Raw genomic sequence first — 13,916 nt, forward strand, 5'->3', positions numbered from 1 at the left:
ACGTCGGTCTCCCGTCGGGCGGGCGAACTTCTGCTGTTCGCCCGCCCGTTCACCTGCCAGGGCGTCGTACCGGTCAGTAGGGTGATCGCCCGTGACCAGTCGACTCTTCTCCTCACCCACCCGCCGTACTGTGGTCAGGGCCGCCGCCGCCACCGCGGTCGCCGCCCCCGTCCTCGCCTCCGCGACCGGCGCCGTAGCGGCCGGAGCCCCCGCCTTCCTCCACGGGGTCGCCTCCGGTGACCCGCTGCCGGACGGGGTCCTGCTGTGGACCCGCGTCACCCCGGCGGCCGACGCGATACCCGGTTCGGGCCGCGGCGCCGACACCGCCGTGCGCTGGGAGGTCGCCGAGGACGCCGCCTTCACCCGGATCGCCGCGCGGGGCACGGTGCTCGCGGTCGCCGCGTCCGACCACACCGTCAAGGCCGACGTGCGCGGGCTGCGGCCGGCCACGGCGTACTTCTTCCGCTTCACGGCGGGCGAAGGGGAGCAGGCACTCTCCCCCGCGGGCCGGACCCGCACGGCACCAGCCGCCGGTGCGGCCGTCCCGGGTCTGCGGTTCGGCGTGGTCTCGTGCGCCAACTGGGAGTCCGGCTGGTTCTCCGCCTACCGCCATCTCGCCGCCCGCGCCGACCTCGACGCGGTGCTGCACCTCGGGGACTACCTCTACGAGTACGCGTCGGGGGCGTATCCCGCCGAGGCCGACGTGGTACGCGGGCACGAGCCCGCCCACGAGATCCTCGACCTAGCCGACTACCGCGCCCGGCACGGGAAGTACAAGACCGACCCGGACCTCCGGGCCCTGCACGCGGCCCATCCGGTGATCGCGATCTGGGACGACCACGAGTTCGCCAACGACGCCTGGGCCGGGGGCGCCGAGAACCACACGCCGGGCGCGGAGGGCTCCTGGGCGGACCGGGTGGCGGCGGCGAAGCAGGCGTACTTCGAGTGGATGCCGGTCCGCGCCTCCACCGAGGGCACCGTCTACCGCCGCCTGCGCTTCGGCACGCTGGCCGATCTGCATCTGCTCGATCTGCGTACCTTCCGCTCGGAGCAGGCGTCCGCCGGCGACGGCGCGGTGGACGACCCGGAGCGCTCCCTCACCGGCCGGGCGCAGCTTGACTGGCTCAAGTCGGGCCTCGCCGGTTCGGACGCCGCCTGGCAGCTGGTCGGGACCTCCGTGATGATCTCTCCGGTCGCGTTCGGCGCGCTTCCGGCGCATCTGCTCGCGCCGCTGGCGGAGTTGCTCGGGGTGCCCGGGGAGGGGCTGGCCGTCAACGTGGACCAGTGGGACGGATACACGGACGACCGCAGGGAACTGATCGCGCATCTGCGTGAGCGGGCGGTCAGGAACACGGTCTTCCTGACCGGTGACATCCACATGGCGTGGGCCAACGACGTACCGGTGAGGGCGGCGACGTATCCGCTGTCGGCCTCGGCGGCGACGGAGTTCGTCGTGACCTCGGTGACCTCGGACAATCTGGACGACGTCCTGCGAGTCGCCCCGCAGACCGTCTCGCTGGTCGCCGCGGCGGCGGTCAAGGCCGCCAACCGCCATGTGAAGTGGGTCGACATGGACTCGCACGGCTACGGCGTCCTCGATGTGACCGCCGAGCGGTCGCAGATGGACTACTACGCGGTCTCCGACAAGCGGAATCCGGACGCCACTTCGTCCTGGGTGCGCTCCTACCGGACGCTCAGCGGTACGCAGAGGATCGAGCGCGCCGACCACCCCGTGCGCTGACCGGCTATTTTCAGCCATCTGCCGTCATGTTAAGGACAGGTCACAGCGTGACGGCGGGTGGCGGGGGCGGCGGACCGAATACGGACACACCATCCGTTGAGGTCACTCCACACGTTACACATTCATCTCAAACCTTGGTACGGACCGCAGATTTTCTCCCCATTGCCCCCTGTAAGCGCCACAAATGATTGGGCCTGATCGATTCTCTTCAAGACCTGACATGGCCACGTAATCTCCCGGCGGCGGGTGAGGAAGTACCTCCCCCACATGTCCGCAAGGAGTCATCGTGCGCGCTCTTGTACGCATATCGCCCCGCCTGCGCCGTCACGCACTGAGCGCGGCCGTACTGGCCGGAACTCTGGCCCTGGCTCCGCTCTCGGCCGCGCCGGGCAGCGCCGTCGCCGCACCCTCGACGGCCCTGTCCGCCGAGGAGTGCGAGGAGACCTCCGGTGCGAGCGCGACCGCCCGGGAGGCGCACCCCGGCGAGGCCGGCCACGACCACGCCGCCGAGCCCAACGAGGTGAGCGCGGCCAAGGCCAAGGCCATGGACGCGGATCTCCGGAAGAAGCTGGCGGACCGCCGCCTCGACGGCCGGGCCCTCGCGGCCGGGGCGACCATCCCCGTCTACTTCCACGTCATCCACTCCGGGGCGACGGGCAAGCTCAGCGCGACTCAGGTCAGCAACCAGCTCAACGTCCTCAACGCCGCGTACAGCGGGGCGGGCGCCGGGAACACCGACTCCGGCTTCCGCTTCACGCTCGCCGCCACGACCTACACGGACAACGCGTCCTGGTACAACCTGTCCTCCGGCTCCACGGCCGAGCGGGCCATGAAGACCGCGCTCCGCCAGGGCGGCGCCGACGCGCTCAACGTGTACACCGCCAACCTCGGCGGCGGTCTGCTCGGCTGGGCGACCTTCCCGAGCTCGTACAACTCCAACCCGTCGATGGACGGCGTGGTCGTCCTCGACACCTCGCTGCCGGGCGGCTCCGCCGCCAACTACGACGAGGGCGACACCGCCACCCACGAGGTCGGCCACTGGCTGGGGCTCTACCACACCTTCCAGGGCGGCTGCAACGGGAACGGCGACTACGTCGGCGACACCCCGGCCGAGAAGAGCCCCGCCTACGCGTGCCCGACCGGCCGCGACAGCTGTGCGAGCAAGGCGGGCGCCGACCCGATCCACAACTTCATGGACTACACCTACGACGCCTGCATGACCCAGTTCACCACGGGCCAGGTGGCCCGCATGAGCGAGTACTGGAGCGCCTACCGCGCGGGCTGACCGCCCGGCCGCACGCACACGAGGGGCCCCGCGCACCGCGCGGGGCCCCTCACCTCTCCCCTACAGCGTGGCCAGGAAGCCCAGCGCGATCTTCCAGGTCTGCTCGGCGGCCGCCTCGTCGTGGTCGGGCAGCTCCGGGTCGGTGAAGAGGTGGCCGGCCCCCGGGTAGCGGTAGACCTCCACGTCGGCGCCGGTCCGCTGCATCTGGAGGTACCAGGACGTCAGCCAGTCGTGCGACTCGAACGGGTCGGGATCGGCGACGTGCAGCTGTACGGGCAGCTCGTCCACGGACGCGGTCTCCGCGATGTCCGATGTGCCGTGGAACAGCAGCAGGCCGCGGGCCTTCGCGTCACCGAGGGCGAGGGTCTGCGCGGTAGCCGCGCCGAGGGAGAAGCCCGCGTACACGAGCCCCTGGTCGGAGTAGGGCGCGGCGGCCAGCACGGCACGGCGCAGCAGCTCGTCCTTGCCCACCCGCTCCTTGAAGGCCATGCCTTCCTCGGCCGAGTCAAAGGTGTGCCCCTCGAAGAGATCGGGCACACGCACGAGATGCCCTGCGGACCGCAGCCGGTCCGCGGCGGCGTGCACCGCGGGCCTCAGTCCGTACATCGAGTGGAAAAGCATGATGTTCATGAGGCCATGGTGCCAGCTGTACCCGAGAGCTTGGAGGACGAGGGGATGGAGAGCGTGCTGCGCCCGCTGATCGTCGTCGGCGGTGTGCTGGTGATCACCCTGCTGGTCGGCTGGCTGGTCGATCTGCTGCTGCGGCGTGCCGACGGCAGGCAGGGGAACACCCCCCTGTGGGGCCTGCTGCGCCGTTGCCGGCTGCCGCTGCAACTGGTGCTCTGCACCGCCCTGCTGGGCGCCAGTTACCCGCACACCCAGCTGGACCTGGTGCACAGGCACCGGGCGGTGATCGCCCAGGTCTTCACCCTGGTGCTCATCGGGACCTCGGCCTGGCTGGTGGTCCGGGTGGCGGCGACGATCGTCGAGGCGTCGTACACCCGCTACGCCACGGCCACCCGCGATCCGGCGCGGGTGCGCCGGGTCCGCACCCAGGTGACTTTGATCCAGCGGGTGGTCATAGCCGTCGTGGCGACCGTGGCGATCGCGGCGATGCTGCTGACGTTCCCGGCGATGCAGACGGTCGGCACGTCGCTGCTCGCCTCGGCAGGCGTGCTGGGCATCGTCGCGGGTGTGGCCGCCCAGTCGACGCTCGGCAACCTCTTCGCCGGTTTCCAGATCGCCTTCGGCGACATGGTGCGCCTCGGCGACACCGTGGTGGTCGACGGCGAGTGGGGGACCATCGACGAGATCACCCTGACGTTCCTCTCGGTACGCACGTGGGACGAACGCCGGATCACGATGCCCGTGTCGTACTTCACCAGCCAGCCGTTCGAGAACTGGTCGCGCGGCGGGGCCCAGATGACCGGCACCGTCTTCTTCCACCTCGACCACTCGGCGCCCGTCGCCGCCATGCGCGAGCAGCTCCGCACCGTCCTCGGCGAGTGCGGGGCCTGGGACGGCCGCGACTGGTCGCTGGCCGTCACGGACACCACCCCGTCGACGATCCAGGTACGCGCGGTGGTCACCGCGAAGGACGCCGACGACATCTGGACGGTGCGCTGCGCGGTACGGGAGCAGCTGATCTCCTGGCTGCGCGACCACCATCCGTACGCCCTGCCGCGGATCGCGACCTCGCCCGCCGTGCTGCCTCCGGGCGAGCAGTGGCCCGCGCCCTCCCCGCTGGACGGCTGGGAGTCCGTCACCGCGGAGAAGGTGGGCGGCGGGGCCGCGCGTACCGGCCGGGGCTGACGGAGGGGCCCGCAGCACCGGCGACCACGGCTCCGAGCAGCAGTATCTGGTTTACGGTGAGCCCTCCGAAGCTGCCTGGCGGCGTCACAACGGGGCAGAGCCGTCAGAGCGCGCGGCGCATCGACCGGTGGGAGATGCCCGCGTCCAGGAACTCGGGGCCGTACGCGGCATAGCCGAGCCGCTCGTAGAAACCGAGCGCGTGGGTCTGGGCGTGCAGGTCGACGGCGGCGAGGCCGAGCCCGCGGGCCTCGTCCTCGATGGCCCGCACCAGCGCCGCGCCGACGCCGAGACCGCGGGAGGCACGGGTCACCGCGAGCCGGCCCAGCGAGCCGACCGTGAGGTCACCGCCGGTCCTGTCCCCCGCGTCGGCGCCGTGGAGCAGCCGTCCCGTACCGAGTGCCGAGCCGTCGGCCGCCACGGCGAGGACGTGGAGCGCGGTCGCGTCGAGGGCGTCGTACTCGATCTCCTCGGGCACCTGCTGCTCGCCCACGAAGACGTCCTTGCGGATCTGGAAGCAGGCCGCGAGGTCGGCCTCGCCGAGAGCCCTGCGGGTGCTGTACGGGGCGGGCCGGCCGGTCATTCGCTCTCGGCCGCGATCGTGTCGAGGGCGTTCTGGAGGTCGGCCGGGTAGGTGCTGGCGAACTCGGCCCAGCTGCCGTCGGAGGGGTGCTCGAAGCCGAGGCGGACGGCGTGCAGCCACTGCCGGGTCAGGCCGAGGCGCTTGGCCAGCGTCGGGTCGGCGCCGTAGGTGAGGTCCCCGACACAGGGGTGGCGGTGGGCGGACATGTGCACCCGGATCTGGTGGGTGCGGCCCGTCTCCAGCTTGATGTCGAGGAGGCTGGCGGCGCGGTACGCCTCGATGAGGTCGTAGTGCGTGACGGACGGCTTGCCCTCGGCCGTGACCGCCCACTTGTAGTCGTGGTTGGGGTGGCGCCCGATGGGGGCGTCGATCGTCCCGCTCATCGGGTCCGGGTGGCCCTGGACGAGCGCGTGGTACTTCTTGTCGACGACCCGGTCGCGGAACTGTGCCTTGAGGAGCGTGTACGCCCGCTCCGACTTGGCGACGACCATCAGCCCTGACGTACCGACGTCCAGCCGGTGCACGATGCCCTGGCGCTCCGCGGCGCCGGACGTGGAGATGCGGTACCCGGCCGCGGCGAGACCGCCGATGACCGTGGTGCCCGTCCAGCCGGGGCTCGGGTGGGCGGCCACACCGACCGGCTTCATGATGACGACGATGTCGTCGTCGTCATGGACGATCTCCATGCCCTCGACGGGCTCGGCGACGATCTGGACCGGAGCGGCCGCCTGCGGCATCTCGACCTCCAGCCAGGCACCGCCGTGCACCCGGTCCGACTTCACGGCGACCGAACCGTCCACCTGGACCTTCCCGGCGGCTGCGAGCTCTGCGGCCTTCGTGCGGGAGAAACCGAACATCCGGGAGATGGCGGCGTCGACCCGCTCGCCTTCCAGGCCATCGGGTACGGGCAGGGTGCGGACCTCGGGTTGCGTACTCACCTGTCGAGTATGCCTTGCGCCTGCTAGTCCTTGTGCACGGTGCCGTCGGGGTCCAGGCCCTTGAAGGAGAGGATCACGATCAGGATGCCGCCGCAGACGATCGCGGAGTCCGCCAGGTTGAAGACGGCGAAGTGGGCCGGGGCGATGAAGTCGACGACGGCCCCCTCGAAGACTCCCGGCGCCCGGAAGATGCGGTCGGTGAGGTTGCCGAGCGCACCGCCGAGCAGCATCCCGAGGGCGATGGCCCACGGCAGGCTGTACAGCTTGCGGGCCAGCCGGGCGATCACCACGATCACCGCGGCGGCGATGAACGTGAAGATGATCGTGAACGCCTCGCCGAATCCGAACGCGGCGCCCGCGTTCCGGATGGCGTCGAACTTCAGCCAGTCGCCGAAGATCTCGATCGGCTCCTGGTGCTCCAGCTTCGCCACCACGATCATCTTGCTGATCAGGTCCAGCAGATAGGCGAAGAGGGCCACGCCGAACAGGACGAGGATCTTCCGCTTGCCCCTGCCGCCCGTGCCCTCGGAGACGGCCGTGCCGTCGGCGGGCTGCTGGGCCCCTGCCCCGTCAGCCCCCCCGGCATCAGGAATGTCCGGCGTATCGATGATGCGCTCCGCCTCTGCCACGTGAGTCCCTCAACCTAGGTGCCTGACTGAGGACGAGGGTACGACACACCTCAGCCGTTCACCCGCGACGCTCCTGCTTCTGCTTGTCCTCCACGCACAGCGTGGCCCGGGGGAACGCCTGCATCCGGGCCTTGCCGATCGGATTGCCGCAGACCTCGCAGAGTCCGTAGGTCCCCGCGTCGAGCCGGGCGAGGGCGCGCTCGGTCTGCTCCAGCATCTCCTGGGCGTTGGCGGCGAGGGAGAGCTCGTGCTCACGGGTGATGTTCTTGGTGCCCGTGTCGGCGTCGTCGTCGCCCGCCCCGTCACCGGAATCCCGCATCAGCCCGGCGAGTGCGGCGCCCGACGCCTCCAGTTCGCTGCGCAGCCGCATGACCTCGCCGGACAGCACGGTCCGCGCCTCGGTGACCTCCTGAGGCGTCCAGGGCTCCTCACCGGGCCGTACCGCCAGTTCCCCGGGCGCCGTCACGGCCGCGGGTCGGGCCTGGGGCACAGCTGTCGCGCTCTTCTTGACTACCACCGTGTGGGCTCCCGTCTGTTCGGCGGCCGCGGCCGCCTCCGTGGCCGCCGCCTTCTTGGCGGATGGCTTCCCGGCCGCGGTCTTCCCCGCCGCGGCCTTCCCCACCGCTTTCGCGGCCTTCTTCACTGCCTTCTTCGCCGTCTTCTTCGCGGCCGGTGCCGTTCCGGCGGCTTCCGGCCCCGTTTCCTCGCTCGTCTCCCCGGCTGCCGCCACCGTGGATCTCCCGGACGCCGTTCTCGATACGGCGGTCTTCTTCGCCACCATGGCCGCGGCCCCTTCACATATCGTGATCTTGCACGCGAATCGTGCTGGGACGATAAGTCGAGCCCAGCCCCGCGGCAACGGGGCACGCCGCCCGCGCGCCGCTCCTGGAGCCCGGGTCCGACGCGCTTGCATCCGTTGTGCCCAGCTCCTCGCCCGGTAATCCGCTCCCGTGGTCATGCCGGGACTCCGTCCGGCCCCCTCTGGCCATTCGGGTCACGCCCGTACCGTCCGTTGAACCGGTCGGCCGTCGGCCGTACGGGCCCGTACACTGACCCCAGCGAGAGGCGTGGATGGGACGAGTAGCGTCGTACGCAGCCAGGAGCGACCCGGGGACGGTGGAAGCCCGGGGGCGAGCGCGTCGTGAAGATCACCCCGGAGCCGTCGGAAGAACGCCGCGAGGCGCGTAGACCCGGCATCGCGACCCCAATGAGGGGGCCAAGGGCGACACCACGCCCGGGGCCAAGGAGGGTGGTACCGCGGGAACCGCACGGTTCTCGTCCCTCCGACGGAAGTGGAACGCGTCCGCCGGAGGAAGCCCGCACATGACATCGCCGCAGTACCGCCAGGTACCCGCCCAGGTAGACCTGCCCGCGCTCGAGCACGCCGTGCTCGGCTTCTGGCAGGAGAACAAGGTCTTCGCCAAGAGTCTCGAACAGTCCGATGGCCGCCCGGAGTGGGTCTTCTACGAGGGCCCGCCGACCGCCAACGGAATGCCCGGGGCACACCACATCGAGGCCCGCGTCTTCAAGGACGTCTTCCCGCGCTTCCGCACCATGCAGGGCTACCACGTCGGCCGCAAGGCCGGCTGGGACTGCCACGGCCTGCCGGTCGAGCTCGCGGTCGAGAAGGAACTGGGCTTCAACGGCAAGAAGGACATCGAGGCGTACGGCATCGCCGAGTTCAACGCCAGGTGCCGCGAGTCCGTGACCCGCCACACCGACGCCTTCGCCGAGCTCACGACCCGCATGGGGTACTGGGTCGACCTGGACGACGCGTACCGCACGATGGACCCGCAGTACGTCGACTCCGTGTGGTGGTCGCTCAAGGAGATCTTCAACAAGGACCTGCTGGTGCAGGACCACCGGGTGGCCCCCTGGTGCCCCCGCTGCGGCACCGGCCTCTCCGACCACGAGCTGGCCCAGGGGTACGAGACGGTCGTCGACCCCTCCGTCTTCGTCCGTTTCCCGCTGACGAGCGGCCCGCTGGCCGGCGAGGCGGCCCTGCTCGTCTGGACGACCACACCCTGGACCCTGGTCTCCAACACCGCCGTCGCCGCGCACCCCGACGTCAGCTACGTCGTCGCGACGAACGGCGAGGAGAAGCTCGTCGTCGCGCGGCCACTGCTGGAGAAGGCCCTCGGCGAGGGCTGGGAGACCACCGGAGAGACGTTCACCGGCCGCGAGATGGAGCGCTGGACGTACGAGCGGCCGTTCGCTCTGGTCGACTTCCCCGCCCCGGCGCACTACGTCGTCAACGCGGAGTACGTCACGACCGAGGACGGTACGGGTCTGGTCCACCAGTCCCCCGCGTTCGGCGCCGACGACCTCGCAGTCTGCCGCTCCTACGGCCTCCCGGTCGTCAACCCGGTCCGCCCCGACGGCACCTTCGAAGAAGACCTGCCGCTGGTCGGCGGCGTCTTCTTCAAGAAGGCCGACGAAGCGCTCACGGCGGATCTGGACGCCCGCGGCAAGCTGTTCCGCCACGTCCCGTACGAGCACAGCTACCCGCACTGCTGGCGCTGCCACACCGCGCTGCTCTACTACGCGCAGCCGTCCTGGTACATCCGCACGACGGCCGTCAAGGACCGCCTGCTCCAGGAGAACGAGAAGACCAACTGGTTCCCCGACTCGGTCAAGACGGGCCGTTTCGGCGACTGGCTGAACAACAACGTCGACTGGGCGCTGTCCCGCAACCGCTACTGGGGCACCCCGCTGCCCATCTGGCGCTGCGAGGACGGCCACCTCACCTGCGTCGGCTCGCGCGCCGAGCTCACCGAGCTCACCGGTACCGACCAGTCGGCCCTGGACCCGCACCGGCCGTTCATCGACGAGATCACGTTCACCTGCACCCACGAGAACTGCCAGCTGGAGGCGTTCCGCGTCCCGGAGGTCATCGACGCCTGGTACGACTCGGGTTCGATGCCGTTCGCGCAGTGGGGCTACCCGTACCAGAACAAGGAGATCTTCGAGAGCCGCTACCCGGCGCAGTTCATCTCGGAGGCCATCGACCAGACCCGCGGCTGGTTCTACACGCTGATGGCGGTCGGCACGCTCGTCTTCGACAAGTCGAGTTACGAGAACGTGGTCTGCCTGGGCCACATCCTGGCCGAGGACGGCCGCAAGATGTCCAAGCACCTGGGGAACATCCTCCAGCCGATCCCCCTCATGGACCAGCACGGCGCCGACGCGGTGCGGTGGTTCATGGCGGCGGGCGGCTCGCCGTGGGCCGCCCGGCGGGTCGGCCACGGCACGATCCAGGAGGTCGTCCGCAAGACCCTCCTCACGTACTGGAACACGGTCGCCTTCCAGGCCCTGTACGCCCGCACGTCCCACTGGGCGCCGTCCGGGGCCGACCCGGCCCCGGCGGACCGCACGGTCCTGGACCGCTGGCTGCTCAGCGAACTCCACGCCCTGGTCGACCAGATGACGCAGGCACTGGAGAGTTACGACACCCAGCGCGCCGGCAAGCTGCTCTCCGCCTTCGTGGACGACCTCTCCAACTGGTACGTGCGCCGCTCGCGCCGCCGCTTCTGGCAGGGCGACAAGGCGGCGCTGCGCACCCTGCACGAGGTCATCGAGACGGTGACGCGGCTGATGGCCCCGCTGACCCCGTTCATCACCGAGCGGGTCTGGCAGGACCTGGTCGTCCCGGTCACCGCGGACGCCCCCGAGTCGGTCCACCTGTCCTCGTGGCCGAAGGCCGACCTGCCGTCGATCGACCCGGACCTCTCCACCCAGATGGCGCTGGTGCGCCGCCTGGTCGAGCTCGGCCGCGCGACCCGCGCGGAGTCGGGCGTCAAGACCCGGCAGCCGCTGTCCAGGGCTCTGGTCGCGGCCTCGGGGTTCGGGGCGCTCTCCCCCGAGCTGCGCGCCCAGATCACGGAGGAGCTGAACGTCTCTTCGCTGGCCTCCCTGTCGGAAGTCGGCGGCTCGCTGGTCGACACGACGGCGAAGGCGAACTTCCGCGCGCTGGGCAAGCGCTTCGGCAAGGGCGTCCAGGCGGTGGCGAAGGCCGTCGCCGACACGGACGCCGCCGCGCTCTCCCTGGCCCTGCGCGAGGGCACCGCGTCGGTCGAGGTGGACGGCGAGACGGTCACCCTCTCCCCGGACGAGGTCATCATCACGGAGACCCCGCGCGAGGGTTGGTCCGTGGCCTCCGACTCGGGAGCGACGGTCGCCCTCGACCTGGAGATCACCCCGGAGCTCCGCCGGGCGGGCCTGGCCCGTGACGCGATCCGCCTGATCCAGGAGGCCCGCAAGAACAGCGGCCTGGACGTGGCGGACCGGATCGCGGTCCGCTGGACGTCCACGTCACCCGCCACGGTCGAGGCCCTGACCGAGCACACGCCGCTGATCGCGGACGAGGTGCTGGCCGTGGACTATGCCGAGGGCGAGGCCGACGACAGCTACGGCGCCCCGTTCGAGGACGAGGGCCTGGCCCTCACGTTCCGCCTGCGCAAACAGAGCTGACCACCCTCGCGAAGGCCCGGCCGGACTGCTTCCGGCCGGGCCTTCGTGCTGTTCCCACGGGGCACTCCTGAGCCGTCGGCGCCCGGGGCCCGGGACCGGGGCGGAGACCCGGGTACGGGACACGGCAAAGGGCCGGGCCCCGGGGAATCCCGGGGCCCGGCCCTTCAGCCTGCCGACGGCTACGCGCTCAGCGAGCGCGAACCGCTCAGTTGTCGTCCTCGTCGATCAGGAACCCGCGCATCGGCGAAGGTGCCTGCTGCATCGGCTGCGGCGCCTGCGGCCGTACCGGTGCCATCGGCTGCGTCATCGCGGGCGACATCTGCTGCTGGCCGCCGTACGAGGGCCCGCCCATGGACGGGTTGCCGCCCATCTGCTGGTTGCCGTGGCCGCCGTGGTTGCCGCCCATGCCGTGACCCATCGCACCCGCACCGGCCGGAGCCAGCGAGGGCGACGGCGGCAGGGAAGCGGTCGCCGGAGTCCGCGGCGGGGCCAGCGAGTCGTCGGCCTGGGTCTCCAACTGGCGCAGCTGGCTCTCCAGGTACGACTTCAGCCGCGTGCGGTACTCGCGCTCGAAGCCACGCAGGTCCTCGACCTTGCGCTCAAGCGTCGCGCGGGCCGACTCCAGCGAGCCCATCGCCACGCGGTGCTTCTCCTGCGCGTCCCGCTCCAGGGCGTCCGCCTTGGCTCGCGCGTCGCGCTCCAGACCCTCGGCGCGGCTGCGCGCCTCGCCGACGATCTTGTTGGCCTCGGAACGGGCCTCCGCGATCGCCTGGTCGGCGGTCTGCTGCGCGAGCGAGAGGACACGGGCGGCACTGTCGCCACCGGGACCCTGCTGCTGCATCTGCGGCTGCTGCTGTTGTTGTTGCTGCTGCATCTGCATCTGCTGCATCTGCTGCTGCTGCGGGTTGTGGCCCATGGGACCGCCCATGGGGCCGCCCTGCATCGGGCCGGGGCCGTGCGGGCCCTGCGGACCGGGGCCGTGGCCACCCTGGGGGCCATGACCGCTGGGACCGGCGGGCAGCTGCGGAGCGCCACCGGACAGCTGGGGCGGACCCATCTGCGGGGGCTGCTGCTGCACCGGTGGACCGGATATGGCGGCGGGAACGGGCGCACCGGGGCGATCCTGCGGCTCCGGCTTGCGCATGCCCTGCTGCTGGTTCTGCGCGGCAGCACGCGTGGCAGCGGCCAGCTTGGCGCGCAGGTCCTCGTTCTCGCGGAGCAGACGCGTCAGCTCGGATTCGACCTCGTCGAGGAAGGCATCGACCTCGTCCTCGTCATAGCCTTCTCGGAGGCGGACGGTCGTGAACTGCTTGTTCCGCACGTCCTCGGGGGTCAGCGGCATCTCTTCTTCACCTCTACGTAGTCGTCGGCAGTCGGCAGGACCGTATCGCTCACATCCCACGCCCAATGCTGCTCACAACACTGATCAGGATGTAGACGATGATCATCAGAACGAAGAAGGACAGGTCGAGTGCCACGCCCCCGAGACGCAGCGGCGGGATGACCCGCCGCAGAAGCTTGAGCGGTGGATCAGTGACTGTGTAGGTGGCCTCCAGTACGACCACCATCGCCTTGCCCGGTTGCCATGAACGCGCGAACTGGAAGACGTAGTCCATGACCAGCCGGAAGATCAGCACGATGAGGAAACACATCAGCGCGATATAGACCACATCCAGTGCGACGCCCATACTCGCGCTTCCCTCTCCCCTGGCTCTCGTTGCTCCGGCCTCTCGGCCGGGTCGTTCCCGGTGTCGTGTTCTCAGCTCTGGTTGAAGAATCCGCCCTCTGCGATCCGGGCCTTGTCCTCCGCCGTGACATCGACGTTAGCAGGCGACAACAGGAACACCTTCTGCGTCACGCGCTCAATGCTGCCATGGAGACCGAAGACAAGTCCCGCGGCAAAGTCGACAAGTCGCTTCGCGTCCGTGTCGTCCATCTCTGTGAGGTTCATGATCACCGGAGTGCCCTCACGGAAGTGTTCCCCGATGGTACGGGCCTCGTTGTAGGTCCGGGGGTGCAGCGTGGTGATGCGGTAGGGCTCCCGGTCGGAGACGACCTTGGGCATGATCACGGGTGCGTTCTTCTCCATGTTCGGACGTTCAGGTGTGATAGATGCCACGGGTGCGATTCGGGCGGGTCGTCCGCTTTCCGCGGGGAGCTGAACCGGCTCCCGCTGTGCGGGCGGCTGTACCACTCGTACCGGTTCGTCCCGTTCGCGGTCGCGTTCCCGCTCCACCTGATGCGCGGGCTGATGCCGCCGCCGGTCCCGGTCGGGCTCCGGCTCGGGTTCGAATTCGTCATCGGGGTCGAACCCCGGACCGTCGTACCCATCGTCCTCCACGAGGCCGAGGTAGACCGCCATCTTGCGCATCGCGCCGGCCATGCTCCGAGTCCTCCGCTCTGTGGTGGATCGGCATTCGTCACCAAGTGCCCGCGATCCACTGTGGCCTGGCCGCCCGGG

At 70.4% G+C, this 13,916-nt stretch carries 12 protein-coding genes; 4 read left to right on the forward strand and 8 right to left on the reverse strand.

Annotation, left to right across the window (positions count from 1 at the left end):
- The first annotated feature begins 91 nt into the window (after positions 1-91).
- A complete protein-coding gene (locus Sfulv_RS06465; protein ID WP_173312637.1) occupies positions 92-1,741 on the forward strand; it encodes an alkaline phosphatase D family protein in 1,650 nt (549 codons plus the stop codon).
- Positions 1,742-2,027: 286 nt separating this feature from the next.
- Positions 2,028-3,026 (forward strand): zinc metalloprotease, encoded by a 999-nt coding sequence (locus Sfulv_RS06470; RefSeq protein WP_256668816.1) that lies wholly within the window; start codon positions 2,028-2,030, stop codon positions 3,024-3,026.
- A gap of 60 nt (positions 3,027-3,086) precedes the next feature.
- Here the strand turns inward: Sfulv_RS06470 and Sfulv_RS06475 are convergent, their stop codons facing one another.
- On the reverse strand, positions 3,087-3,656 hold the full coding sequence (locus Sfulv_RS06475; protein ID WP_173312640.1) for a dienelactone hydrolase family protein: 570 nt from the start codon (positions 3,654-3,656) through the stop codon (positions 3,087-3,089).
- A 45-nt stretch (positions 3,657-3,701) separates the two neighbouring features.
- Here Sfulv_RS06475 and Sfulv_RS06480 point away from each other — a divergent pair, with 45 nt between their 5' ends.
- Positions 3,702-4,838, forward strand: coding sequence for a mechanosensitive ion channel family protein (locus tag Sfulv_RS06480; protein ID WP_173317632.1), 1,137 nt, complete (start codon positions 3,702-3,704; stop codon positions 4,836-4,838).
- Between the two features lie 103 nt (positions 4,839-4,941).
- Here Sfulv_RS06480 and Sfulv_RS06485 read toward each other — a convergent pair whose 3' ends face one another.
- From Sfulv_RS06485 to Sfulv_RS06500, 4 genes are read right to left on the reverse strand one after another with little or no spacing between them, the layout of a single operon-like run.
- Positions 4,942-5,418: a GNAT family N-acetyltransferase gene (locus Sfulv_RS06485; protein WP_173312643.1), complete on the reverse strand. Its 477-nt coding sequence runs from the start codon at positions 5,416-5,418 to the stop codon at positions 4,942-4,944.
- Positions 5,415-6,356 (reverse strand): RluA family pseudouridine synthase, encoded by a 942-nt coding sequence (locus Sfulv_RS06490; protein ID WP_173312646.1) that lies wholly within the window; start codon positions 6,354-6,356, stop codon positions 5,415-5,417. Before Sfulv_RS06490 ends, Sfulv_RS06485 begins: the two co-directional genes overlap by 4 nt.
- 23 nt (positions 6,357-6,379) lie before the next feature.
- Positions 6,380-6,985 (reverse strand): signal peptidase II, encoded by a 606-nt coding sequence (lspA, locus tag Sfulv_RS06495; protein WP_173312649.1) that lies wholly within the window; start codon positions 6,983-6,985, stop codon positions 6,380-6,382.
- Between the two features lie 58 nt (positions 6,986-7,043).
- Positions 7,044-7,766 (reverse strand): TraR/DksA family transcriptional regulator, encoded by a 723-nt coding sequence (locus tag Sfulv_RS06500; RefSeq protein ID WP_173312652.1) that lies wholly within the window; start codon positions 7,764-7,766, stop codon positions 7,044-7,046.
- Positions 7,767-8,308: 542 nt separating this feature from the next.
- On the opposite strand from Sfulv_RS06500, the gene ileS reads away from it, so the two are divergent.
- Positions 8,309-11,455, forward strand: a complete 3,147-nt coding sequence (gene ileS, locus Sfulv_RS06505) for an isoleucine--tRNA ligase (protein WP_173312655.1) — start codon at positions 8,309-8,311, stop codon at positions 11,453-11,455.
- A 205-nt stretch (positions 11,456-11,660) separates the two neighbouring features.
- Here the strand turns inward: ileS and Sfulv_RS06510 are convergent, their stop codons facing one another.
- The 3 genes from Sfulv_RS06510 to Sfulv_RS06520 form a co-directional block, all read right to left on the reverse strand.
- The gene (locus Sfulv_RS06510) at positions 11,661-12,797 is read right to left on the reverse strand and encodes a DivIVA domain-containing protein (RefSeq protein ID WP_173312658.1); all 1,137 of its coding nucleotides are present in this window, start codon (positions 12,795-12,797) and stop codon (positions 11,661-11,663) included.
- Positions 12,798-12,846: 49 nt separating this feature from the next.
- The gene (locus Sfulv_RS06515) at positions 12,847-13,143 is read right to left on the reverse strand and encodes a YggT family protein (RefSeq protein ID WP_173312661.1); all 297 of its coding nucleotides are present in this window, start codon (positions 13,141-13,143) and stop codon (positions 12,847-12,849) included.
- Positions 13,144-13,214: 71 nt separating this feature from the next.
- The gene (locus tag Sfulv_RS06520; protein ID WP_173312664.1) at positions 13,215-13,838 is read right to left on the reverse strand and encodes a cell division protein SepF; all 624 of its coding nucleotides are present in this window, start codon (positions 13,836-13,838) and stop codon (positions 13,215-13,217) included.
- Positions 13,839-13,916 lie beyond the last annotated feature (78 nt).

The sequence above is a fragment of the Streptomyces fulvorobeus genome (assembly GCF_013167895.1).
Classification (GTDB): Bacteria; Actinomycetota; Actinomycetes; order Streptomycetales; family Streptomycetaceae; genus Streptomyces; species Streptomyces fulvorobeus.